The organism is Paractinoplanes atraurantiacus, from assembly GCF_900215205.1.
Lineage (GTDB): Bacteria > Actinomycetota > Actinomycetes > Mycobacteriales > Micromonosporaceae > Actinoplanes > Actinoplanes atraurantiacus.
This window is the reverse complement of the sequence record NZ_OBDY01000032.1, coordinates 15378-40096: the sequence shown is the minus strand read 5'-3', so window position 1 is coordinate 40096 and position 24719 is coordinate 15378. Positions and strand designations below refer to the sequence as shown.

Sequence of the window (24719 nt, the reverse complement as noted above, 5' to 3'; positions counted from 1 at the left end):
TAAGAGTGAAGAACGCCTACCGCCGCACCCTCGCGGCGATCGTGGGTGGCGCGCTCGCGACGACGGCGGGGATCTCGGTTCCCGCCGTTGCGATGGCCGCGACCACCCCTCATGAAGTCGCCGTGGTGCCGGCCGTGAAAACGCCGCCCGCGCAGCCCAGCCTGAGCAACTCCGTCGTCTTCGCCGGCAAGACCGGCGTCCTGCACCGGCGCACGGCCACCTCGCCCTGGCTGTGGACCCGATACTCCGACCGCAAGACGGTCTCCGTTCCCGAACTGGCGCAGGTTCCCACCGGCTCCGCCGTCGGCCTGTTCGGCGACACCATCGACGTCCAGGCGCCGACGACCGGTCATCCGGTCTCGTCGACCACGCGCTGGACCCTCGACCTCGGCACCATGACCTGGCATCGGATCGACCTGCCGTACCCCTGGGCGTATTCCAACGAACGCCTGATCGGTGACGCGCTGCTGGCGGTCCGCCCGGGTAACCGGGTCGCCGAGCTTCGGCGGACAGCCGAGGACGGCTCCAGCACCACGACGCCGGTCACCGGCATCCCCGACGGCGCCACCCTCTTGTCGATCCAGGCCGGCGACGACCGTTCGGCCGTGCTGAAGTTCTACACCGGGACCGTGCTCCAGTACGTCCTGCTGGACGTGGCCACCGGCCGGGTCGCACCGATTCCCGGGTCGTCAGTGGTCGACAAGTTCGTGCTGTCCGCGGATCGCATCGGCCTGTACTCCTCCACGTCCTCGACCGTGCGCACCTACTCCCGCTCCGGCATCACGGACGGCACCGACGCCACCGCCACCGTCTTCGCGGCGCCCACGTCCAGTTTCGGCCTGGCCGGCGACGACCTGATCACCGTTTCGGCGTGGGCGATAAACGGCTGGCTGAAAGTCGAGCGCCGGACCCCGGACGGCGCCACGCCCAAGACGGTGGCGAACGCCCGCGTGTCCACCCTCGCCCAGGCCTCCGACGGTGTCTTCTTCGCGGGCGGAACCGAGCAGTCCGACGGTTCGGACTGGGCGGTGCGCAAGGCCACGGCCGACGGCGAGGAGGTCGTCGCCTCGATCGCGGCGCCCCGGGTGAACGCCGGGGTCTCGCTCTCGTCGGGCCGCATGCGCCAGGTGACGGCGTCCCAGCCGCTCGGCGAGGCGGCCGTCGACTACCACCCCTACAGCTACACGATCGGAGTTCCCGGCCGTACGGACGACGCGGCGTTCCTCGGTGCTCCGGTGCCGTGCGAGGCGGGCGCCGCCTGTGTGCGGACGTTCGGCGGCCACGACCAGGGCATGCCGTGGATCACGGGCACCGCCCTCAAATTCCAGGATTCCGGGCAGCACGGGTCGGTCTTCGCCCTGCCCTCGACGGAAGGGGCCGTCGTCGACGCCTCCTACCGGTACACGCTGATCAACGGCGGAACCCCGAAGACGCAGTACGTGGATCTGGACAGTTCCGGCATCGTCTACACCGGACCGGTGACCGGCGCCGCACTGTGGTTCCGCACCCTCTGGCGGGCCACGAAGGCCGGAACGCTCCAGGCTCTCACCCTGCCCGCCGGCCGGAACGACACGGCGACAGCCGGCGCCACGGTCACGACCGGCTCGGCCTGCACGGCGACCGAGGTCCAGGCCACGGCGAAATACCTCTACTGGGCCTGCGGCGCCACCGGCCCGGCCGGCGTCTACGACCTGATCCGCAAGGCGAACATCGCGCTGCCGGCCGGCCAATACCTGCTCGGCGACAACTACGTCGTGCGGCACGACGCCGACGGCACGCTCGTCCGCTATGAGGTCACCGGCGGGAAGCTCGGTGAGGCGGCCACGCTGGCCACCTTCGACCGCGGCCCGCTGGCCGACGACCGCAACGTGAACTGGGCGGTCGACAAGTTCGGCGGCAACGTCGCCTGGGTCGACAGCGGCACCGCCGTGCACATCGTGAATCCCGGCGTCACGCCGTCGGCCCCGGCGATCTGGGTCGAGGAGAGCGGCGTGTCCTGGCCGAACACCTCGACGCCCAGCGTGTGGTCGGCCGCCTTCCGGTTCACGCAGCCCGTGACCGCGTCGCGGATCATCATCACCCAGGTGCGGACCGGCAAGGTCGTCTACGACTCCACCACCGGCCGCCTGCCCGTCTCCCGCCGCGTCGCCTGGGACGGTCTCCAGGCCGGCAAGCGCGCGACCAGCGGCACCTACCGCTGGCAGCTGATCACCGGTAGCACCACGCTCGGCTCGGGGTCGTTCAACCTCCTCTGCGGCGCGCCGACCCTGCATGCGATCGACTGCAACGGCTTCCCGTCGGTGCTGGGGGTCCGCCCGTCGGGCGAGGGGCACTGGCTGGCCTCGTCACCGTCCACCGCCGCCCTGCGGGACAACGGCTGGACCGAGACGTGGGACCGTTCGCAGATCACCGCGCTCGTGCCCTACGGCGACATCAACAGGGACTTCAAGAACGACCTGCTCGTTCGCTACAAGAACGGTTCCATGCGGGTCTACCTCGGCTACGGCCAGTCCTCCTTCGCCGTCAAGACGTCGCAGGCGGTCGGTGGCAACTGGAACCGCTTCGACCAGATCGTGCACACCGGCGACCTCACCGGGGACGGCGTCTCCGACCTGGTCGCCCGCGAGACCTCGACCGGGCGCCTGTTCCGGATCACCGGCAACGGCAAGGGGAGCTTCAGCTCCTCGGCCGCTTACGGGGGAACGTACAAAGGCGTCTCCCGTTTTGTCGGTCCGGGCGACATCACCGGTGACGGCAAGGCCGATCTGATCGCGATCTACGGCACGACGATGTACGCCTGGTACGGCGACGGCAAGGGTGGCTTCACCCCGGGCATGCATCTGATCGGCAGCGGTTACCTGGGCTTCAACACGATCATCGGGGCCGGTGACCTGAACGAAGACGGCAAGAACGACCTGCTCATGCGCAACAGCGCCGGCCAGCTCTGGCGCAAACTCGGCAACGGCAAGGGCGGCTTCGGCCCCCTCCAGCTGGTCGGGACCGGCTACCAGAAGTACGCGGCTCTCTACTAACCCCAGGAAACAAAGTGAAGAACGCCTACCGCCGCACCCTCGCGGCGATGGTCGGCGGTGCCCTCGCGGCCGCGGCGGGGACCTCGGTCCCCGCCCCCGCGATGGCCGCGACCACCCCTCACGAAGTGACAGTCGTGCCGGCCGAGAAAGGTCCGCCCAACCAGACCAGCCTCAACAACTCGGTCGCCTTCGCCGGTAAGACCGGCGTCCTGCATCGGCGCACGAGCACGTCCCCCTGGCTGTGGACCAGATATTCCGACCGACGGTCGGTCGTGGTCTCGGCCCTGACCAACGTTCCCTCGGGCGGAGTCGCCGGGCTGTTCGGCGACACCGTCGAAGTCCTGGTGTCGACGGCAGATCGTCCGGTCACCTCCACCTTGCGATGGACGCTGGATCTCGACGCCATGACCTGGCATCGGGTCGACCTGCCCTTCAACGGGAGCGTCTACAACGCTCGGCCGGTCGGCGACGCCCTGCTCCAGGTCCGCCCCGACTTCCAGATCGAGCTGCGGCGGCCGGCCGGTGACGGCTCCGACACCACCACGCTGGTCACCGGGGTTCCGGACGGCACCAACGCGGTCCGGATCGAAACCGGCGACGACCGGGCGGCCGTGCTGCGGTTTCACACTTCGGCCGGATATCAGTACGGCCTGCTGGACGCCGCCACGAGCAGGGTCGCGCCGATTCCCGGGTCGGCCGTGGCCCTCAAGGTCGTGCTCTCCGGGGACCGCGTCGGCCTGTTCACCGGCCCAGCTGTGCGCACATTCTCGAGGGACGGCATCACGGACGGCACCGACTCCGCCGCCACCGTCTTCACGGTGGCGGCGGTGTCCCCCAGTTTCGGTCTGGCCGGCGACGACCTGATCACCGTGTCGTCGTTCGCCGAGAACGGCTGGCTGAAGGTCCAGCGCCAGACCCCGGACGGCGCCAAGCCCACGCCGGTGGCGAACACGCGCCTGTCGACACTCACCCAGGGCCCCGACAGCGTCCTCTTCGCCGGTGGCACCGGGGACGGTTCGGACTGGGCGCTGCGCAAGGTCACGGCCGAGGGCCAGGAGGTCGTCACGCCGGTCATAGCGCCCACGGTGAACGCCGGGGTCTCGCTCTCGTCGGGCCGGCTGCGTCACGTGACCGCGTCCCAGCCGATCGGCGAGGGAACCATCGGCTACCACCCCTACAGCTACTCGATCGGACCGAGCGGGGTCACCGGCCGCACCGACGACAAGGCGTTCCCCGATCCCCCTCAGCCGTGCGAGACCGATGCCGCCTGCGTGCGGACGCTCGGCGGCCACGACTGGGGCATGCCGTGGATCAGCGGAACGACCCTCAACTACCAGGACGGCGGGCAGACCGGGTCAAGCTTTGCCATCCCGTCGACCGGAAGCAGCGTCGTCGACGCCTCCTACCGGTACACCCTCATCAACGGCGGCAACCCGAAGACGCAGTACGTCGATCTGAACAGCAACGGCGTCGTCTACTCCGGACCGGTGACCGGGGCCGCGCTGTGGTTCCGCACCCTGTGGCGCGCCACGAAGGCCGGCACCTTGCAAGCTTTCACTCTGCCGATCGGCCCGAACGATCCGGCCACGGCCGGCGCCACGGTCACCACCGGCTCGGCCTGCACGGCCACCGAGGTCCAGGCCACCGCGAAGTACCTCTACTGGGCGTGCGGGGCCACCGGCCCGGCCGGCGTCTACGACCTGACCCTCAAGGCGAACATCGCGCTGCCGGCCGGCCAGTACCTGCTCGGCGACAACTACGTCGTGCGGCACAACGCCGACGGCACGCTCGTCCGCTACGAGATCACCGGCGGCAAGCTCGGCGAACCGGCCACGCTGGCCACCTTCGACCGCGGCCCGCTGGCCGACGACCGCAACGTGAACTGGGCCGTCGACAAGTTCGGCGGCGACGTGGCCTGGGTCGACAGCGACAACGCCGTGCACATCGTCGACCCCGGTGTCACGCCCTCGGCCCCGGCGGTCTGGACCGAGTACGACTTCACCTACGAGCAGGGCACCACCACTCCCAGCGTATGGTCGGTCAGGTTCCGGTTCACCCGCCCGGTGACGGCGTCGCGGGTCATCATCACCCAGGCGCGGACCGGCAAAGTCGTGTACGACTCGACCACCGGCGCCGTTCCTGTCACCCGCCAGGTCTCCTGGAACGGCCTCGTGGGCGGCAAGCGGGCGACGAGCGGCACCTACCGATGGCAGTTGGTGTCGGGCACGACGACACTCGGTTCGGGCTCGTTCCTGCTCTCCTTCGGCACACCCACGTTGCATGCGATCGACCGCTTCGGCTTCCCGTCGGTGCTGGGCGTCCTCCCGTCGGGTGCGGGTCACTGGTTGGCGTCGAGCCCGTCCACGGCCGCTCTGCGCGACTCCAACGGCGCGACGGAGACCTGGAACCGCTCGAAGATCACCGCACTCGTGCCCTATGGCGACATCAACCGCGACGCCAAGAACGACCTGCTGGTCCGCTTCGCCAACGGCACCATGCGGGTCTACCTCGGATACGGCCGTCCGGCCTTCGACATTCAGACCTCGGTGGCTGTCCCGGGCAACTGGAACCGCTTCAACCAGATCGTGCACACCGGCGACCTCACCGGCGACGGCGTCTCCGACCTGCTCGCCCGGGAGACCTCGACCGGGCGCCTGTTCCGCTTCACCGGCAACGGCAAGGGCGGCTTCAGCTCGTCCGCGGCCTATGGAGGCACCTACAAGGGCGTCTCCCGTTTCGTCGGTCCGGGCGACATCACCGGTGACGGCAAGGCCGATCTGATCGCGATCTACGGCACGACGATGTACGCCTGGTACGGCGACGGCAAGGGTGGCTTCACCCCGGGCATGCATCTGATCGGCAGCGGTTACCTGGGCTTCAACACGATCATCGGGGCCGGTGACCTGAACGAAGACGGCAAGAACGACCTGCTCATGCGCAACAGCGCGGGCGTTCTGTGGCGCAAGCTCGGCAACGGCAAGGGCGGCTTCGGCGCCCTCCAGCTGGTCGGGACGGGCTACCAGAAGTACGCCGCCCTCTACTGATCTGCAAAAAACAGGCGCCGCCCGCGACCTCGAGGTCGCGGGCGGCGTCTGTTTCTCAGTTCATCACCGGTTCGCCGGGGACGTTGAACAGCGGCTTCCACGGGTCGTCGGCGTCGATCGGGAACTCGGTCGACGGGGTCTCTCCCTTGGTGGTCCACCTCGCCTCGTACGGCAGGCCGTTGGACATCACCCGGGCACCGCGCTGGTAGAGGATGCCGGGGGCCCAGATCCGCTTGACCCCGGTGACCGTCGGCACCGGGCGGGGCGCCTTCTCGACCGGGCTGACCGGGCCGATCACCGACCAGGCGCTCTGCGTGCCGGCGGCCGGCGCCGCCGACGGGTCGAGGCCGGAGTTGGCCCACTTGGCCTCGTAGACGACGCCGTGCCAGACGACCTTGTAGCCGCCCACGTACATCGCGGTGAGCCGCCAGATCGGGTAGGGGCTGGTCTTCGGGTCGTCGACGGTGGCGGCCTGGTCGGGGATCTCCACCGAGTCGGCGCTGCCGCCGGTGGCGGCCTTGCCGGGCAGGCCGGCGAAGACCTTCGAGAAGGCGAGCGCGTCCTGGTCGACGCCGCTGCACGTGTTGGAGTGCACCACCACGTTGGCGAAGGTGCCGCGGCAGGGTGCGTCCCGGTTGATCGACCACATCGAGACCCGGCCGAGGCCGTTGTCGACGGCGAACCTGGCCAGGCCGGCGGCGTCGTCGAGCGTGAAGCGCTCGGTGTCGACGTCGTTCTGGCCGATCATCGGGGTGGCCCCGATGCGGGACCACACCTGCGGCGACGTGAGCTTCTGGCCGAGGCGCAGGTAGAGGTCGGACAGCTGCTTGTGGGTGCCGTTGAGCGCGCTCGTGCTCAGGGCCAGCATGTCCGGGTTCTTGTCGCCGTTGTTGTAGTCCATCGTCATGACGTTGACGCCGCGCAGGGCGACGTCGCCTTCGAGCATGCCGCGGACCAGAGCGACACCGTCGTCGGTGAGGCCGTTCGGGGTGACCGGCAGGGTGAGCCAGACGGCGAGCGGCTTGCCGTCCTTCTCCCGCTCCTTCTGGACCGTGGCGACCGCGGTGACGCGCCGCCGCAGGGACGCTTGGTCGGCGACGGCGGTTCCCTCGATGTCAAGGTCGAGGGTGTTCACGTCGTACCGCTTGATCAGCTGGCGGTACGCGCCGGTGAGCCGGTCCTGGTCGGTGCAGGCGACGGCGAGCTCCTTGTTGGCCAGGCCGCCGAGGCTCAGGGTGATGTCGCCGCCGGCCTGCCGCAGCTGGTTGATGCGGCGGTCGAGTTCGAGCGACGAGGCCGCCCCGTCCAGGGTGTAGGCGCCGCCCCAGCTCGGCGTGCACGGGCTCTGCGGGTCGGCGACGACGAAGCCGAGCGCGACGTCGTTGGCCGGGTTGGCCGTGGGGTCCTGGAACTGGAAGGTCGGGGTCAGCGTGACGTCGACGTACGGCACCGCCCAGGACTTCGCGGTCGGCCCGGACGTGTTCCGCAGGTGCATGACCTCGAGGGTGCCGCCGACGCCGGCCAGGGCCAGGACGAGCACCAGGATGCCCAGTCGCGGCCAGGAGAGCCGGCTGCGCGGCTGCTCCGGTTCCTGCCAGTTCGGGTCGGCGAGCGGGTCGTACTCCGGCCGCACGGCTACGTGTGTGGCGCGGTCCGTCATGTATGGCCTTTCGAGTTTTCGAGTCGCCACACGCTGACGCACCCCCGCCTTTTGCGCGATCGGGCAAACAGACGATGACGTCCAATCTGGACATCCGAGCGTCAAAACTTGATCTTGGAACGACAATTCCGCCGGACGCCGCCGTGCGGTGTCGACGCAATTCGCACCGAAGGGCCCTAAAACGCATGCCACGCACACCGGCGGACCGGCGTAAGCCGGACGCCCAGCGCCAATGGGGAGCCGACCGGAGGACGGAACCTCATCCGATCGTTCCGTCACCGGTCTCCGAAGGCAGGATCACCCGCGGCCGGCTCGCCATCGTGGTGACCATCACGGTCTGGGCCTGTTACATCACATACACGATCATCCAGCAGTTCATCGCCGGTCACGCGTCCAGCGTGCGGCTGGGGATCGAGGCGATCGTCTACATGCTCGTCGTCACCGGCCTGGCCGCCTCCGCCATCGCCTACCTCATCACGCGGATCGGCTACTTCTACCGCGGACGCGGCCACCAGCGGGCGCCCCGGATCATGCTCGACGAGTTCATCGGCGGGAAGACGCCGTCCGTGACCGTTCTGGTGCCGTCATATCAGGAGGACGAGCGCACCAACCGCACCACGCTGCTGTCGGCCGCCCTCCAGGAATACCCCGGCCTGCGGGTGACCCTTCTCATCGACGACCCGCGGCAGCCCAAGACCCGGGCCGCCCGCGACATGCTCCTCGCCGCCCGCGCGCTGCCGGGCCGGATCGAGACCGAGCTCAAGGTCCCGTACCACCACGTCTCGACCGCCTTCGCGAGCTTCGACGACCAGGTGCGGTACCGCGGCGGCTATCTCGTGGTCCTCGAGGACATGCGCCGGCTGGCCGACGAATACCGGTTCGCCTCCGACTGGCTCTACGACCTCGGCGCCCGGCAGGAGATGGTCGACCACACCGACACGTTCTTCGTCGAGCACATCCTCCAGCCGCTGGCCGTGGAGCTCGGCCAGATCTCGGGCGCCCTGCACAAAGGCGCCGACGAGCAGGTCACGCTGCCGCTGGCCCGGATGAACCAGCTCTACAAGCGGCTGCTCGCCATCTTCGACGCGCAGGTCACCAGCTTCGAGCGCAAGAAGTACGTGTCGCTGTCGCACGAGCCGAACAAGGCGATGAACCTCAACAGCTACATCGGGCTCATGGGCGGCGCCTATCAGGAGATCAGCACCCCGATGGGCACCGCGCTGGTGACCGCGGGCCCCAACCGGGCCGACCTGGTCGTCCCCGACCCCGACTACGTGCTGACCCTCGACGCCGACAGCGTTCTGCTTCCCGAGTACGCGCTGCGGCTCGTCCATCTGCTCGAACAAGGTGCCTACGCTCAGCACGCGGTGGCGCAGACTCCGTACAGCGCCTATCCGGGCTCGGCGACCCGCATCGAGCGCATCTCGGGCGCTACGACGGACATTCAGTACATCGTCCATCAGGGCATGACGCACTACGGCGCCACGTTCTGGGTCGGCGCCAACGCGGTGCTGCGCAAGAAGGCCCTGGACGAGATCTGCGAGGTCTCGTACGAGGGCGACTGGGAGATCAAGCGGTACATCCAGGACCGTACGGTCATCGAGGACACCGAATCGACGATCGACCTCGGTGTACGGGGCTGGTCGCTGCACAACTACCCCGAGCGGCTCGCCTACAGCGCGACCCCACCCGACTTCGGCTCGCTCTGCATCCAGCGGCAGCGCTGGGCCAACGGCGGCCTGCTGATCCTGTCGCGCCTCAAGGACCAGTTCCGGGCGAAGTCCAAGCGCGAGGACAAGAACCGCTTCGGCGAGTACTTCCTGCGGGTCAACTACATGGCCTCCATCTTCTGGAGCTCCGTGTGCCTGATCGTCATGCTGGCCTACCCGTTCAACAACGAGCTGCTCAACCCGATCCTGCTGCTCGTCTCGGTGCCGTACTTCCTGATGATGGCGGCCGACCTGAAGCACCTGGGCTACAAGCGGTCGGACATGCTGCGGATCTACGGCTTCAACCTGATCCTGCTGCCGGTCAACCTGTCGGGCAGCATCGCCTCGCTGCTCCAGCTGCTCACCGGCGAAAAGAGCGCGTTCAAGCGCACGCCCAAGGTGCGTGACCGCACGACGGCGGCGACCAGCTATCTCATCCTGCCCCTGGCGCTGGTCGCGCTCTGCGTCTACACCGTCGTGCACGACATCCAGCTTCACCAGTGGAACAACCTGGTCTTCGCCGGGCTCAACCTGATCCTCTCGCTGTACGCGATGATCGCCTTCGTCGGCCTGGGCAACACGGTCGTCGACCTGTGGACCCACCTGCGCAACTGGCTGATCCGGCCGGTCACCCCGAAGAAGACCGGCAAGAAGAAGAAAGCGCCGAAGAAGACGGCCCCGGTCGGTGACTGGGCGACCGTCCTGCACTACCGGCACGAGCACGGCGCCGCCGCCGGCCAGACGACCGTACGGCTCCAGCGCAACGACGCCGGCGCCTGGAAGACCGACAAATCGTCGTCCAGCCGGGCCCACTCGTTCGAGGAGTTCAGCTTCTTCACGGTCTTCCAGCCGATCTACAACATGATCAACGGCCATGTCGCCGGGTACGAGGCGCTCACCCGCTTCGCCGACGGCAGCAACCCGCGGGAGGCCCTGGAGGCGGCCGCCGAGCGGGGCGTGCACGTCGCGCTCGACGCGGCGCTGGTCCAGGCGGCCATCACGTCCTCGGCCTCCCTGCCCAACGGCACCTGGCTCGCGATCAACGTCTCGGCCGACCTGCTGCGCCGCCCGCACGACCTGGCACCGCTGCTCCACCAGGCGCGGCGTCCCCTGGTCCTCGAGGTCGGCGCCGAGGCGCCGGCCGAACTCAGCCGGCTCGGCGGCAACGTGCGCGTCGCCGTCGACGACCTGGGCGCGGGCTACGAGACCCTGTCCATGGTCGAGACGCTGCGGCCGGCCTTCCTCAAGCTGGGCGTCGACTCGCTGGAGGGCGTCGAGCACCAGACCGCGCGGCAGGCCGCGATCCGGGCGCTGGTCGAGTTCGCCGAGCAGCACGGCTGCACCGTCATCGCCGAAGGCATCGAGACGGCCGCGCAGCGCGACGCCCTCGTGGCCTGCGGCGTGCCGTTCGGGCAGGGCTTCTACCTGGGCAAGCCGGTGCCGGTGGAGCGCGTCCTGGCCGGCGTCGGCGGCTGGTAGCGCCGGCGGCTGGCAACGCCCTCCCGCCCGCGTCGGCGGCTCGGCAGGGATCTAGAGGCGACGGCGCAGGGCGACGACAGCGATGTCGTCGGCCTGTTGCCCGTCGCCACCCAGCTGGGTCAGCAGGCGGCGGCCGAAATCGTCCAGGTCCGGCTCGATCGTCGCCGCCGCCTCGGCCAGGGCGGTCAGGCCCACGTCGATGTCGGCGTCGCGGCGCTCGACCAGGCCGTCGGTGTAGAGCACCAGCGTGCCGCCCGGCGGCAGCACGAACTCCAGGTCGTCCGGGCGGGGCGCGTTGATGCCGAGCAGCGGGCCGCGAGGCTGAAGGAAGTGGGCGCCGGCGTCCGGGGTGTGCAGCAGCGGCGGCAGGTGGCCGGCGCTGGCCAGGCGCACGCTGCCGGTCGCCGGGTCGAGCGTGAGCAGGCAGATGGTGGCCGACTCGGCCGGCAGGACCGTGCGCATGAAGCGGTTGACCAGGCTCAGCACCGTGCCCGGCGGGTGGCCCTCGACCGCGTACGCCCGGACCGCGTGCCGGACCTCGGCCATGACCGTCGCCGCGTGCAGCGAGTGGCCGGCGACGTCGCCGATCGCCACCAGCAGCCGGCCCTCGAGCATGGTCAGCTCGTAGAAGTCGCCGCCGACCTCGGTCTGCGCGCCCGCCGGCTCGTAGCGCATGGCCAGCTCCAGGCCGGGCACGTCGGGCAGGCGGGACTGGAGCAGGCTGCGCTGGAGGGTGACCGCGATCCGGTGCTCCTCGTCGTACGAGCGCTGGGCCTCGACCGCCGCCGCGACCGCCTGGGAGAGCTGGCGCAGCACCGGGAAGCCGGGTGTCTGCGAGCTGCTCGGCACCGCCACGAAGACCGGTGGGCGATCGGCTCGCAGGCGCGCGGCGCCCACGGCCACCGTGTCGCCCTCGGGCCACTCGGCCAGATTCCAGTCGGACGGCTCCTCCCTGCGTACGAGGGAACCGACCGCGACCTCCCGCGACGTGGGTGACCACCGGCGCACTTCCGGCGGAGAGCCGCAAGCGGCCAGGCTCTCACCGTCGGCCGTCTCGGCCACCACCACGACCGGTCCGCCGAAGATGTCGACGGCGCCCTCGGCGGCCGCCGTCAGCAGGCCGGCCAGCGTCGGCGCCGAGTTGATCTCGAGGGTGGCCTCGGCCAGCCGTACCAGCCGGGTGGCCAGGGTCTCGGCGCGCCGGCGAGCCGAGTAGTACCGCAGCACCGCCTGCACGGTGGCGATCAGCTCGTCGGGCTCGATCGGCTCCACCAGATAGGCGTCGGCGCCCCGGTTCAGGCCCTGCGTGCGGTCGACGACGTCGACGGCGTGAGCCGAGACGTGGATGACCGGCAACGCGCCGTACTCGGCGTCGGTCTTGATCCGTTCACAGACGTCGAAACCGCTCATGTCGGGCAGCTTCACGTCCAGGACCACCAGGTCGACGCCCGAGTCGGGCAGCATCCGCAGCGCCTCGCCGCCCGTCTCCGCCTGCCGCACTGTGAAACCGGCGCGGGTCAGCCAGCTCACCAGCAGATATCGCTTGGTCGCGCTGTCGTCGACGACGAGGACGGTGGTGCCGGCGGAGCTCATGAGACCGGCAGCCACAGCGTGAACGTGCTGCCCTCACCGGGTGTGGAGGCGACACGCAGGGCGCCGCCCAGGATGCCGGCGAGCCGGCGGGCGTACGGCAGACCCAGACCCGTGCCCTTGCCGCTGACCGGCTTGCTGCCGGGCACCTGGTAGAACTCCTCGAAGACGCGCTCGTGCAGCTCCTCGGGAATGCCGGTGCCGGTGTCGGAGACGGTGAACTCCGCGTCGTCGCCGATCCGGCGCACGCTCAGCCGCACCTCGCCCGACTCGGTGAACTTCAGCGCGTTGGTGAGCAGGTTGCGCAAGATCCGGGCCAGAAGCACTTCGTCCGTACGGATCGACGGCACCGAGGGCTCCTCGACCACGAAGCCGACCTCGGGCCGGGTCGCCATAGGCCGCAGCGTGCCCCTCAGCTGTCCGAAGACGGCCTTCAGATCGACGTCGGCCATGGTCGCCTCGACCCGGCCGGCCTCGGCCTTGGCCAGGTCGAGCAGGTCGTTGACCAGTGAGAGCAGGTCGGTGGCGGAGCCGCGGATGAGGTCGACCTGGCGGGTCTGCTCCTCGGTCAGATCGTCGGAGGCCTCGTCGCCCAGCAGCCGGCCGAGCCCGATGATGGCGGTGACCGGCGCCCGCAGCTCGTGGCTGACGTTGGCCAGGAACCGGCTTTTCGCCTCGCTGGCCGCGGCCAGCTGCACCGATTTCTCGTCGAGCTCGGCGTAGAGGGCGACGACGCCGCGGTTGGTCTCCTCCAGCTCCTCGGAGAGCTGGTGGTAGAGGGCCATCACGCCGCGGTTGGTCTCCTCGAGCTCGGCGTTGAGCCGGGCCAGGTCGTCACGTTGCGCCCGCACCTCGTCCAGGGCGGCGATGAGCTGCTGGTTCTGCAGGTTCAGCTCGTCGATCGGGTTGCCCGGGACATGCTCGGCCAGCCCGGCGCGGATCTCGTCCATCCGGTCCGGGGTCAACCTCGGCGTACTCGCCGGCAACCGTCGAGCCATCCATACGACCGTACCGTTTCCGGCATCGGTGACCTCCATCTTGTCCACCAGGCGGCCGGCCTGCGCCAACTCGGGCCTCAGCCGCGCGGCGTCGCCGGGCACCGGACTCTCCACCGTCACCTGCAACATGGGTGGTACCCCGTCACGCTGGACCATGAACGTCACATCGGCATCACGGGCGCCGGACAACATCACCCGGCTCACCTCGCTCAGGGCGGTGGCGAGACGGGTCTGGTCCTGCTGCTCGAGGCCGACCTCGCGGGCCACCTCGCGGCCGAGCTGGCGTACCGCGAAAATGTCCTGCGCCACCCGCAGGCGCATCTTCATCAGCTGCTCGGGCCCGTCCGTCATGGAAGCCGGGCCACGATCACGCCGGCGTCGTCGCGGCGCACGCCCGCGTCGCGGAGCACCGTCGCCGCCAGCACCACCGGCGAATGGGTGAGCAGGCCGGGGTAGTCCGCCGGGTTCCAGCGGTCGACCACGCCGTCGGAGTGCATGACGACGGCCGAGCCGGGCTCCAGCGGATAGTCGTACTGCCGGATCTGCCGCCGCTGATGGCCGGCGATGCCGGGCAGCGAGACCATGCCGCGCCGGGCGCCGCCGGGCGCGAAGACCGTGCCGGAGATGTTGCCGAGGCCGGCGTAGCGGACGACGCCGGCCTCGGCGTCGAGCTCGGCCACGGCCAGCGCGGCGCCCCGGGTGTGATTCAGCTTGCGGTGCAGCAGCTCGACGATGCCGGAGGGCTGGTCGGCGGGCGCCTCGAGAAAGACGCGGACGGCCTCGTGGGAGGCGGCGGCCGCGAGCCCGCCGTGCCCGAGCCCGTCGGACATGAGGATCTGGCGGCGCCCGTCCGCGTCACGGAGGGCGAACGCGTCGCCGCTGACCGGCTCGCCGGTCAGCGGGCGGGTGACGCCCGCCGCCCAGGCCGGCTCGGGCGGGCCGTCCGGCCAGACCTGAGCGGCCACGACGGTTCCCTTGCCCGGTACGGAGTGCATGTCGCACCAGTCGGACTGGCGCGAAATCGAGCCGAGCCCGATGCCGAGCGTGCCCGCGGTCGAGTGGCCGTCACCGAACGAACGGGCCAGATCGGCCATGCCGGGACCGCTGTCGACCGCGATGATCTCGACGCCGGCCTGTCCGGCCGCGCGGACCGTACGCAGTAGCAGGACGCCCTGGTCGGCGTGCTTGACCAGGTTTCCGGCGACCTCGGCGGCCACTATCGAGAGGTCGGCGGTCTTGCGCTCGGGCATGCCGATCTCGACCGCCAGGCGCTCGGCCGTCCGGCGGACAGCGGAAGCGGTCGCGGCGGCCTCCACCCGGAACCAGGCTCCCCCGTCGAGGAGTCCCTCGGGTATCGACGCCACCGCGCCTCCGCTCATCGGCACCATTTGGTCACGGTAATGCTCGTCCCCGCGCCGGGCGCGGTGACGATGTCGAACTCGTCCACCAGCCGGCGGGCGCCACTGAGACCGAGCCCCAGTCCGGAGCCGGTGGTGTAACCGTCGGTGAAGGCCAGGTCGAGGTCGACGATGCCGGGACCCTGATCAGCGAAGACTATCCGGATGCCGGGCCGCCGGCCGTTGTCGACCGTGGTCACCTCGACGGTGCCGCCCCCACCGTAGACCAGTGTGTTGCGGGCCAGCTCGCTCGCGGCGGTGACCAGCTTGGTCTGGTCGACGAGCGAGAGCTTCACGGCCACGGCGACAGTACGGACGAGCTGCCGCACCCGTACGACGTCCTGGTCCGAATTGACCTGGATCAGCTCGCCCTGCTGGTTCACGGTGCCGCTGCCGCGGGCGTCTCGGGCTCGCTCTCGTCCTCGGCGTCGCCCTCGTCGAACTCCCAGTCGTCGGCGGCGCGCTCGCGGGCCAGCAGGTCCATGCCGAGCTCGACGTTCAGGGCCGTACGGATGCCGGGCAGCTGCAGGCCCAGCTCGACCAGCGTGATGGCCACGGCCGGGCGCATGCCGACGACCACGGTCTCGGCGTCGAGGACCCGCGAGATCGAGGCGATGCTGGCCAGGGTGCGCCCGACGAACGAGTCGACGATGTCGAGCGCGCTGATGTCGATGATCACGCCGTGGCAGCCGGTCGCGACGATCCGGTCGGCGAGGTCCTCCTGCAGTTGCAGGGCGGTCTGGTCCTCCATGTCGATCTGGATCGAGACCAGGAGGATGTCACCGATCTTGAGGACCGGAACACGTTCCACGTCAGCGCCCCAGCCGCTTGGCCTGGCCGGTCTTGCCGAGCACGTAGCGCAGCGCGTCGGCCAGCGAGGCCTTGGTGGCGATGTCGCCGAACTCGATGCCGAGCGCCACGATCGTCTGGGCGATCTGCGGCCGGATGCCGGAGATGATGCAGTCGGCGCCCATCAGCCGGGCCGCCACGACGGTCTTGAGCACGTGCTGGGCGACCTGGGTGTCGACCGCCGGCACACCGGTGATGTCGATGATCGCGTACGGCGAACCGGTGTCGACCAGCGTCTGCAGCAGGCGCTCCATGACCACCTGGGCCCGCGCCGAGTCGAGAGTGCCGACCAGCGGCACGGCGACGACGCCCTCCCAGAGCTTGACCACCGGGGTGGAGAGCTCGAGCAACTGCTCGGCCTGGTCGGCGATGAGCTCCTCGCGCACGCGCACGTAGCTGTCGGAGGTGAACAGGGCCGCCTCGTCGACGAAGGCGGACAGGGCCACGTAGTCGCGCAGGGCTGCCTCGCTGCCGCCACCCTGGTCGACGATGGTGAGCACCGCCGCCTTGAAGGCGAAGACGCTGACCGCGGTCTCGGTCACCGAGAACCCCTGCCGGGCCCGGCTCGCGGAGAGGTCGCTCAGCTGGGCCCGAAGCTCGGCCGCGGGTTCGTCGCCGATCGCCTGGGCTCCGCCGGAGAGCGCCTGCTGAAAGGCCTTACGCAGCTCGGAGTGCTGCCGCTGCAGCTCGGCGTGGCTCAACCGGCCCCGCAGGGTGGCGGCCACCCGTTCCGTCCAGGTCGCCACCAGGGCGTCACTGTTGTCCTCGAGCAGTCCGGCGAACCGAGCCGCCTCTTCCGCAGTCAGCGTCACCGCTGCCTCCCGACTCTGTTTGTTCTGTCCGGTCCCGCGTGCAACTTTGCCTGTCCGGCGTGCAACGCGCGGACTTTACCATCGGGACCACTAATACTTGCTGTCAGCCAAATAAAGCGGTGGCGCGCCCCGTTCTGCGCATCGCCCCGGGGTTGGAGTACCGTTCTGCTCATAATCTGGAGGTCCTGAATGTCTCTGACGGTACAAACGGAACAGCGCGCCGACATGGTCGTCGTGTCGGTCGCGGGTGAGCTGGACATGGCCACCGCGCCCCAGCTTCAGGACCAGATCAGCGACCTGCTGGAGAAGGGCCGCACCCGTCTGGTCTTCGACCTGGCCCAGGTGTCGTTCTGCGACTCCACCGGGCTCTCGGTCTTCGTCCGGGCCAAGAACAGCACCGACGACGCCGGCGGCACCGTCCGCCTGGCCGCCCCGCAGCGCGGGGTGCTGCGCATCCTCGAGGTCAGCGGTCTGGTCGAAGTGCTGCGCACCTACCCGACGGTCGACGAGGCCGTGACGGCGCAGGAGCCGGCGCTCGACTGACTTTCCCCGGTTGGCCCGGTCGGCGTAGTTTGTCGCCGACCGGCCGCGGGCACCTGCTGCCGGACGAACCCCTTCGGTGTACGCAGGAGCGCTCGTGAGCAAAATGGTCCAAGGCTTCAAAGACTTCATCATGCGCGGCAACGTCGTCGATCTGGCGGTCGGCGTCGTCATCGGTGCCGCGTTCACCGCCGTCGTGTCGGGCTTCACCAAGTCCTTCCTCGAGCCACTGATCAAGTGGATCACCGGGGGCTCGGGCAACTTCAAGGGCACGTGGTCGCCCGAAGAAGGCGTCGTCTTCGACTACGCGGCGTTCATCAACGCGCTCATCACCTTCTTCCTGACCGCCGCGGTGCTCTACTTCCTGGTCGTCTTCCCCCTCAACAAGCTGGCCGAGCGTCGCCGGCGCGGCGAGGAGCCGCCGCCGAAGGCGCCCAGCGAGGAGGTCAAGCTGCTCACCGAGATCCGCGACGCGCTGCTGCGCGGCCAGGGTCACCAGGTGCAGAACAGCGCCCTCGACGACGTGCTCGGCCGTCACCGGGAGCCCCCAGTTTCATAAAAAGATCAACCCACCCGGTAGCGTTCGAACAAATGTTCGATACGCTGCCGGGATGGAGCAGCGTAAACACTGGTGGAACGGTAAGTGGGGCCGCGTCGCCCGCAAGGACGTCTACCTGCGGGTGAGCGGCGACCAGTGGTACGTCGAGCAGCGCGCGGGCGGCGCCGACGGCGTCTCGCATTTCTTCGAGTACGAGTCGGAGGACGCCGCCCTCGACACGGTCCGCGCCCTGCTCGCCGGCCCGGACGAGTGGCGCGAGCTCTCCATACGCCCCCGCTCCTAGCGCTCTCGGACCGCCGGGCGTACGTGTTGGGCCGCGGTCATCGCTCTTCCTCGCGCGGCCATCGGCCGCGCGGGACCAGCCCCGCCCGCCGCTCTTTCCTGGCGCGGCGCGTCCTCTTACGCCCCTCACCGCTCTTTCCTGGCGCGGCTCTTTCCTGGCGCGGCGCACCCCGTCTTGGCCCGGCCGCCGCTCTCCTCCCGCGCGGCGCGTCCCGCCTTACGTCACCCAACCCTCGTCGCCCGCGCGACGCACTCTGTGCTAACCGCCCACCGCTCTTCCCTTGCGCGGCGCACCCCGTCTTGGCTCGGCCGCCGCTCTCCTTCCGCGCGGCGCGCCCCTGGTCTTGGCTCAGCCGCCGCTCTCCTCCCGCGCGGCGCGTCCCGCCTTACGTCACCCAACCCTCGTCGCCCGCGCGACGCACGTCGCCCACCGCTCTTCCCTTGCGCGGCGCACCCCGTCTTACGCCGCCCGCCGCTCTTCCTCCTGCGCGGTCATCGGGCCGCGCGGGACCAGTCGCAGCCCCGGCCGAGGCGCGGGCTCGATCTCTTCCTCCTCGTCGGCGAAGCGCGCGGTCCAGCCCGAGCCGGCCCCGGACCGCACACCGGGCGGCGTGCTCACGAAGCCGCCCGGAATGCGGGAAAGCGTCACGATCAGCAGGTAGCCGAGGATCACGAAACCGTGGCTGACCAGCCGGGTGGCGTCGACCCGCCCGCCGGACAGGTCGTTGACCGAGAGCAGCACCAGCATCCCCACGAACGCGGTGAGCATCGGCACCAGCCCCGACGGCCGTACCCGCCGCAGCGCGATGAAGAGATACCCCGCGCCGACCGCGACGTTCCACGCGGCCGACTCGTGCCACAGGTGACCGGGATCGGCGGCCGCGGCGGTGTGCTCGTGCCCGCCGGCCACGACCCCACCGCCGATCTGGTCGAGCCCCAGGATGAGCTGCACGGCCCCCACGGCCGCAAGCGCCACGAAGAGCGCCGCGGCGACCGGGACCCGCCCACCTCGCAGAGCCCCCCGCAGCACCCCTCCCAGGGAAGCCCGCACCGACCCTCGCAGCGGCCCTTGCTCCAGCTCTCGCGACGACTTTCGCCGCGGCCCCCGCCTCGACTCTCGCTTCGGCTCTTGCGACGACTCTCGCAGTGGCCCCCGCCTCGACCCTCGCGACGACTCCCGCTTCGGCTCTTGCGACGACTCTCGCTTCGGCTCTTGCGACGACTCTCGCGGCGACGTGGCTGGCAGCGCGGCCAGGATCGCCTCACTGAGGTCGGGTGCCACCGCCATGCGCGTGCTCGTCAGCCGGTTGACCGCCGCGGCCCGGTCCAGCCACTCCCGGCACCCGGCACAACCGGCCAGGTGCTCATCGACCAGCGGCCGGTCGGCGGGATCGTCCTCGCCGTCCAGCTGCGCCGAAAGCATCTCCCGCCACCGCTCACAACCCATGAATCCATAGTCGCGCGGGAGGGCCCCGAAGTTCCCGGGCCCTCGACCTCAGAACTTGCCCTTAGCGACATCCGCCAAGGTCACGCGGGTGACGGTGCCGGCGTACTTGACAGGCAAACCGGTCGCAGCACCTCCAGATCGGGCTTGGCGGCCAGAACGAACAGGGCCCTTTGCCCAGCGGTGACGAACCGAATGCCGCACAAATCCCGACCGCCAACCGATCCCGCCCCGCAAAGCCCGAATACCGCACGGACCCTGACCACCCAACCGATCCCGCGCCAAGGACCGAATGCCGCACGGACCCCAACCACCCAACCGATCCCGCGCCAAGGACCGAATGCCGCACGGACCCCGACCACCCAACCGGTCCCGCGCCGCGAGGAACAGAGGCCGCACGAAAACCGGAGGTCGCGCGGAAACCGGCGACCGCACGGAGCCCGAAAGCCGCGGAATCTGGATCAGGTCGCTGACCTCAGGTCGAAACCGACTCTCAGATCAGGCTCGGCGGACCCTGGACCGTAGGGCGCGGCGGCAGGGCGCCGCTGCCGCCCATCAGGCGACGGCGCTCGCGGAAGGCCCTCAGATTGGCCGTGTTGCCGCAGGTGCTGACGTCGTGCCAGACGCCGCTGTTGTTGCGGGACGTGTCGAAGAAGGCGGCCCGGCACTCCGAGTTGTTGCACAGTTTGAGCCGCGGCCACAGCCCCGCCTGCTGGGCGAGCAGCGCCTCGGCCCACAGCGCCGACGCCAGCCACCGCACACCCCGGCCGGTGGGCACGATGCGCACCCAGCCGTCGGCGTCGGGGACGAGGCTGACCGGGACGTCCGCCGGCGGGAGCGCCCCGGAGGGCTCGCGCGTACCGCCCGCGAGGATCACGTTTTCAAAGGTGGACCGGAGCCGGCGCAGCGACCGCAGGTCGGACGATGAGATGAGCAGCGTCGGCGCCGGCAGGCCGGAGACCCGCGACCAGGTGGCGAGCGCCTCGGTCAGCCAGCGCTGCGCGTCGTCGGCGTCGAGCAGGAGATCGACGCCGTACGCCATGGGTGCGCGCGTGTTCAGCAGCTCCTGAAGGAGGGCCAACCCGGCGGGGGCCTCACGTACGCCGTGCCGGGCACTGGCCATCCATGACATAGCCGAAGGGTACTTGATTCTTTTTCACGGCAATGCCTGCCGAACCTTAGGTCCCCCTTAGAGATCGGTTTTTCATCGCCCGAGGCACTCCTCTTGTACCGGTTAGACACACTGCGGGGTGATCGCGTGATGCCACCTTGGACAATCGCGGCAGCGCGCGTTCCCGCCCGCCCGCGATTCCGACAAGTCCGAAAATGCGGAAACGCAGGCTACGAGCGTACGCAAATCAATGGCCCTAGCCGTCGATTCTCGTGATGTTGCGGATCTTGTTGGAAGCGTCGAGCGCCGCCACCTTGTACGCCTCGGAGAGCGTCGGATAGTTGAAGACCGTGTCGACCAGATAGTCGACCGAGCCGCCGCAGCCCATCACGGCCTGCCCGATATGCACGATCTCCGTGGCGCCCGTGCCGAACACGTGGACGCCGAGCAGCTTGCCGTCCTCGGGCGCGACCAGCAGTTTCAGCATGCCGTAGGAGTCGCCGACGATCTGGCCGCGGGCCAGCTCGCGATACCGCGCGATGCCCACTTCAAATGGCGTAGAGCTGTCGGTGAGCTGGTCCTCGGTCGCGCCCACGAAGCTGATCTCGGGAATCGTGTAGATGCCGATCGGCTGGAGCTGGTGCATGTCGCGGGTGGGCTCGCCGCAGGCGTGATGGGCGGCGAGGCGGCCCTGCTCCATCGAGGTCGAGGCGAGCGCCGGGAAGCCGATCACGTCGCCGACCGCGTAGATGTTGTCCACGGCCGTCCGGAAGTTGCCGTCGACCTCGATCCGCCCGCGCCGGTCGGCGCTGAGCCCGGCCGCCTCGAGCGCCAGGTCGTCGGTCTGCCCTTGACGGCCGGCCGAGTACATGACCGTGTCGGCGGCGATCTTCTTGCCGCTCTTGAGGATGCAGAGGGCGGCGGTCTGGTGACGCTCGACCGCGGCCACCTCCTCGCCGAAACGGAATGTCACGCTGAGGTCCCGCAGGTGATACTTGAGCGATTCGACGATCTCGTCGTCGCAGAAGTCGAGCATCTGCTCGCGGCGCTCGACCACCGTGACCTTCGTGCCGAGCGCGGCGAACATCGACGCGTACTCCATGCCGATCACCCCGGCGCCGACCACGACCATGCTGCGGGGCACCGCCTGCAGGTTGATCACGCCGTCGGAGTCGACGATCGTCCGGTCGTCGAAGTCGACGCTGTCCGGTCGCGCGGGTCTCGTACCAGCGGCAATTATGATCTTGTCGGCGCTGACCTTGCTCTCCCGGCCGCTGCCGCCGTCGACCCAGATCGAGTGCGCGTCGGCGAAACGGCCCACGCCCGTGATCATCGTGACGTGGTTGCGGGCGAGCTGGTTGCGGATGACGTCGGTCTGCCGGCTGATCACGTGCTGCGTGCGCGCGGCGAGATCGCTCACGGTGATCTCGTCCTTGACGCGGTAGCTGCTGCCGTACAGATCGCGCTGACTGAGGCCGGTCAGATAGAGAACAGCCTCGCGCAGGGTCTTCGACGGCACGGTGCCGGTGTTGATGCAAACCCCGCCGATCATGTCCCGGCGGTCGACGACGCCGACGCGGCGCCCCAGCTTGGAGGCCGCGATGGCGGCCTTCTGACCGCTGGGCCCGGAGCCCAGCACCAACAGGTCGTAGTCGTACACGGACTTAGCGTCGCAGTACCGGAGGGCCCGGTCTATGCCGTCACAAGATTTTCCCTATTGTTTCCCGGCGCCGGAGCGTAGGCGGGCGGCCAGGCCGTGCCGTAGAGCTCGGCACAGATCACCACGCTCATCCATGGCACCCAGGGCCCGCTGAGCACCAGCGGCTCCTCCCGCCCGATGATCTCCAGCGCCACCGCGAAGGGCGCGTCTCCGGGCCTGATCCGGGTGATCGCCCAGAGCGGAACCTCGGTCTCGGCGAGGATCAGGCGCAGGTTGGTGATGACCGCGATCTGCTGGCGGTCCCCGATCCTGACCGGCAGCCAGCCGTACTGCTTCTCGGCGGCGCGCAGCGCGATGGTCGGGCTCACCGCCGCGGGCCGGCCTCCCCGCCCGACGAGGGCGGTCAGCATGGTCATGGAGCGGAACCCCGCGGTCAGTTGGTCGGCGTCGTACTCGGTCACGCTACCGATACTGTCCCACGGGGCACGCCCCGACCAGCGGCCGTTCGCGGACATTCCCGCGCCCGAGCAGGCTAATCCTTCCGTGTCTCCACGTTCTGGTCGACCAGATCGCCGACCCCGTTGACCCAGGCCTGCCCGACCGGATCGCCCAGTTGTGCACGTAGCCAATAGGCCGTCCACCGAGCGATCGTCGTGGTACCGGTCGCCTGCGCCAGCGTCTGCGGTGACGCGTCCGGGATGGCGCCGGCCGGGCTCTGCGCGTTGGTGACGCCGTAGTGGTTGGCCCCGGTCACGCTCACGTAGAGCCGCGGCCGCCCTTGGAGCGCCTCATAGGTGGCGAGGCCCTTGGCCGGCAGCCCGATGCCGTCGGCGCTGCCCTGGATCAGCGCCACCGGCACGATGTTGGCGACCGGAATGTTGTAGTTGGCGCCGTAGAAGGCGGCCGCTTTGAGCTCCGCGGGCGCCGCCACCGGCACGTCGGTGAAGGGCGGCGTCGACAGCCCCGTCGAGATTCCCAGTCCCGCCGCTCCGCCGAACGAGTGCCCGGTCAGCAGCAGCGTGCCGGTGTCGATGCGTCCCTTCACCGGCGATCCGGTCCGGGCGTTCTCGGCCACGGCCCAGCTCACGGTCCAGTTCGCCTGAAGAGCATCCGGGTAGAGGCCGGTCGTCGGGCCCAAGCTACGTGCGTGGTTCGGCACGGCGACGACGAAGCCGTACGAGGCCAGAGCGCTCGCGAAGTTCGAATAGGCCGACTTGTCGACATTGGCGCCCTGGAGCACCAGGACGACAGGCGCCTCGGCCTTGCGGACCGGGTAGTACACGTCGGCCTGATCACCGTTGATCGTCGTGCTGTAGGAGCTGACCGCCGGAGCCGCCTCGGCCGCCGCCGGGGCAATGGCAACCCCGGCGACGAGCGCGGCAGCGATCAGAGCGGCGCGGCGTAGGACCATGTCGTTTCCCTTCGTGGAACGCCGTTTCCACTAGAGACTCGACTACGCAGCGGCTCCCGTCAATGCGTCAGGGCCTTCTCGATCAGCTCGACCGTCGCCCGCGGATCCTCCACCTGCACGATCAGCCGCGCGTAATGCTCATCGGCCAGCTCGATGACCACGGCCTTCGCCGGATCGCGGACATCCCAGAAGATCCGCTCCCCCTCGCGGCGGAAAGAGCCGGCCACCACAACCCCCGGCATGTTCGTCCCCGCGTTGCGTATGCCCTTCGGCTCATTCACGATGCCCGGGTCGTTGGTCGCCCCGCGCACATTCACCAGCGGAATGGTGAGGCTGCTCTTCAGCGCCCACAGCTTGTCCAGCCCTTGGACCCGCACCACCAGCGAGCCACCCTCGATCTCAACGACCGCCATCTTTCCCCTCCGCCAGCTCTCGAATTCTCAGCCCCAACGCCATCGTCGTGGCCTGTTCACCGCCGCCCTGGTCGAGCAGCCGGATCCCTCTGGTCACCTCGGCCGCGACCTCACTGTCGACCGGCGCCCGCTCCGCCGCCGCCAGCAGCAAGAACCGAAGGTCCCCCTGCTCACCGAGCTCCCGGTCGACGTAGTGCCGGAGCGCCGCGAGATAGAGCCCCCGCTTACTACCGAACGTCTTGTAGAGGCTCCCTCGATGGACCCCGGTCTGCCCCACGAGGTCGTCCACCGAGGTCCCGTCATAGCTGCGCCCCGCGAACAACGCCGCGGCCGCCACCACCGCCGCCTCTTCGTCAAACCCTCTAGGCCGTCCCACACCACCAGGCTAGACGGTTTGAGAACGTTCAGTCAAGAACGAGCATTCTCAAACTTGTACGCCCTGAAGATCCTCGATCCGGCATCCACAGGGAAAGCCGCATGCTCGCTCCGCAATCACTCCGGTAGCCTTATGGATCAGCGGGCCGCTAGCTCAATGGCAGAGCTGAGGACTTTTAATCCTTAGGTTCGGGGTTCGAATCCCCGGCGGCCCACGAGTGGGGGTGGAGTGTGCCCGCGGGGAGCGCGGGCCTGGCCACTCGTCATACCTTCTCCGGGGGCGACCCCCGGACCCCACGTGACGGTGGGCGCGCTGCGTGATCCGGGCGCGCTGGGTGATCTGGGCGCGCTGGG

At 69.6% G+C, this 24719-nt stretch carries 20 protein-coding genes, 1 tRNA gene and 1 pseudogene; 7 read left to right on the top strand and 15 right to left on the bottom strand.

Annotation, left to right across the window (positions count from 1 at the left end; genetic code table 11):
* Positions 1-5 precede the first annotated feature (5 nt).
* Complete coding sequence (locus CRP55_RS43120; RefSeq protein ID WP_097327817.1) at positions 6-3032, top strand: FG-GAP repeat domain-containing protein; 3027 nt, start codon at positions 6-8, stop codon at positions 3030-3032.
* 14 nt (positions 3033-3046) lie between these two features.
* The gene (locus CRP55_RS43115; protein ID WP_097327816.1) at positions 3047-6076 is read left to right on the top strand and encodes an FG-GAP repeat domain-containing protein; all 3030 of its coding nucleotides are present in this window, start codon (positions 3047-3049) and stop codon (positions 6074-6076) included.
* 55 nt (positions 6077-6131) lie between these two features.
* Here the strand turns inward: CRP55_RS43115 and CRP55_RS43110 are convergent, their stop codons facing one another.
* Positions 6132-7736, bottom strand: coding sequence for a chitinase (locus CRP55_RS43110; protein ID WP_245923732.1), 1605 nt, complete (start codon positions 7734-7736; stop codon positions 6132-6134).
* A gap of 185 nt (positions 7737-7921) precedes the next feature.
* On the opposite strand from CRP55_RS43110, the gene CRP55_RS43105 reads away from it, so the two are divergent.
* Positions 7922-10924: an EAL domain-containing protein gene (locus tag CRP55_RS43105; RefSeq protein WP_097327815.1), complete on the top strand. Its 3003-nt coding sequence runs from the start codon at positions 7922-7924 to the stop codon at positions 10922-10924.
* 51 nt (positions 10925-10975) lie between these two features.
* Here the strand turns inward: CRP55_RS43105 and CRP55_RS43100 are convergent, their stop codons facing one another.
* The 6 genes from CRP55_RS43100 to CRP55_RS43075 are packed head-to-tail and all read right to left on the bottom strand — an operon-like array spanning position 10976 to position 16570.
* Positions 10976-12517 (bottom strand): SpoIIE family protein phosphatase, encoded by a 1542-nt coding sequence (locus CRP55_RS43100; RefSeq protein ID WP_097327814.1) that lies wholly within the window; start codon positions 12515-12517, stop codon positions 10976-10978.
* Positions 12514-13863 (bottom strand): sensor histidine kinase, encoded by a 1350-nt coding sequence (locus CRP55_RS43095; protein ID WP_097327813.1) that lies wholly within the window; start codon positions 13861-13863, stop codon positions 12514-12516. The genes CRP55_RS43100 and CRP55_RS43095 overlap by 4 nt, the downstream gene beginning before the upstream one ends.
* On the bottom strand, positions 13860-14900 hold the full coding sequence (locus CRP55_RS43090) for an ATP-binding SpoIIE family protein phosphatase (protein WP_097327812.1): 1041 nt from the start codon (positions 14898-14900) through the stop codon (positions 13860-13862). Before CRP55_RS43090 ends, CRP55_RS43095 begins: the two co-directional genes overlap by 4 nt.
* On the bottom strand, positions 14888-15292 hold the full coding sequence (locus CRP55_RS43085) for an anti-sigma regulatory factor (RefSeq protein WP_097327811.1): 405 nt from the start codon (positions 15290-15292) through the stop codon (positions 14888-14890). Before CRP55_RS43085 ends, CRP55_RS43090 begins: the two co-directional genes overlap by 13 nt.
* On the bottom strand, positions 15289-15720 hold the full coding sequence (locus tag CRP55_RS43080) for an STAS domain-containing protein (protein ID WP_097327810.1): 432 nt from the start codon (positions 15718-15720) through the stop codon (positions 15289-15291). Before CRP55_RS43080 ends, CRP55_RS43085 begins: the two co-directional genes overlap by 4 nt.
* A gap of 1 nt (position 15721) precedes the next feature.
* The gene (locus CRP55_RS43075) at positions 15722-16570 is read right to left on the bottom strand and encodes an STAS domain-containing protein (protein ID WP_097327809.1); all 849 of its coding nucleotides are present in this window, start codon (positions 16568-16570) and stop codon (positions 15722-15724) included.
* Positions 16571-16759: 189 nt separating this feature from the next.
* Between CRP55_RS43075 and CRP55_RS43070 the strand changes: the two genes are divergently transcribed.
* The 3 genes from CRP55_RS43070 to CRP55_RS43060 all read left to right on the top strand — a co-directional run bounded on the left by CRP55_RS43070 (position 16760) and on the right by CRP55_RS43060 (position 17952).
* On the top strand, positions 16760-17113 hold the full coding sequence (locus tag CRP55_RS43070; protein ID WP_097327808.1) for an STAS domain-containing protein: 354 nt from the start codon (positions 16760-16762) through the stop codon (positions 17111-17113).
* Positions 17114-17216: 103 nt separating this feature from the next.
* A complete protein-coding gene (gene mscL, locus CRP55_RS43065) occupies positions 17217-17669 on the top strand; it encodes a large conductance mechanosensitive channel protein MscL (RefSeq protein ID WP_097327807.1) in 453 nt (150 codons plus the stop codon).
* Between the two features lie 52 nt (positions 17670-17721).
* On the top strand, positions 17722-17952 hold the full coding sequence (locus CRP55_RS43060) for a hypothetical protein (protein WP_097327806.1): 231 nt from the start codon (positions 17722-17724) through the stop codon (positions 17950-17952).
* Between the two features lie 459 nt (positions 17953-18411).
* Here CRP55_RS43060 and CRP55_RS56585 read toward each other — a convergent pair whose 3' ends face one another.
* The 8 genes and pseudogenes from CRP55_RS56585 to CRP55_RS43025 form a co-directional block, all read right to left on the bottom strand.
* Positions 18412-18981 (bottom strand): hypothetical protein, encoded by a 570-nt coding sequence (locus tag CRP55_RS56585; RefSeq protein WP_438865851.1) that lies wholly within the window; start codon positions 18979-18981, stop codon positions 18412-18414.
* 318 nt (positions 18982-19299) lie between these two features.
* Positions 19300-19398 (bottom strand): annotated as a pseudogene (locus CRP55_RS56580) (zf-HC2 domain-containing protein); the annotation flags it as partial.
* Positions 19399-19888: 490 nt separating this feature from the next.
* Positions 19889-20527 (bottom strand): CGNR zinc finger domain-containing protein, encoded by a 639-nt coding sequence (locus CRP55_RS43050; RefSeq protein ID WP_097327804.1) that lies wholly within the window; start codon positions 20525-20527, stop codon positions 19889-19891.
* Between the two features lie 235 nt (positions 20528-20762).
* A complete protein-coding gene (gene sthA, locus CRP55_RS43045) occupies positions 20763-22166 on the bottom strand; it encodes a Si-specific NAD(P)(+) transhydrogenase (protein ID WP_097327803.1) in 1404 nt (467 codons plus the stop codon).
* Between the two features lie 32 nt (positions 22167-22198).
* Entirely contained in the window at positions 22199-22627 is a 429-nt protein-coding gene (locus tag CRP55_RS43040) for a hypothetical protein (protein ID WP_143235333.1), read from the bottom strand.
* 71 nt (positions 22628-22698) lie between these two features.
* Positions 22699-23577, bottom strand: a complete 879-nt coding sequence (locus CRP55_RS43035; RefSeq protein ID WP_097327801.1) for an alpha/beta hydrolase family protein — start codon at positions 23575-23577, stop codon at positions 22699-22701.
* A 59-nt stretch (positions 23578-23636) separates the two neighbouring features.
* Entirely contained in the window at positions 23637-23990 is a 354-nt protein-coding gene (locus tag CRP55_RS43030) for a hypothetical protein (protein ID WP_097327800.1), read from the bottom strand.
* Positions 23977-24366: a TetR/AcrR family transcriptional regulator gene (locus tag CRP55_RS43025; RefSeq protein WP_097327799.1), complete on the bottom strand. Its 390-nt coding sequence runs from the start codon at positions 24364-24366 to the stop codon at positions 23977-23979. Before CRP55_RS43025 ends, CRP55_RS43030 begins: the two co-directional genes overlap by 14 nt.
* A 142-nt stretch (positions 24367-24508) precedes the next feature.
* On the opposite strand from CRP55_RS43025, the gene CRP55_RS43020 reads away from it, so the two are divergent.
* Positions 24509-24580, top strand: a tRNA-Lys gene (locus CRP55_RS43020).
* The last annotated feature ends 139 nt before the right edge of the window (positions 24581-24719 follow it).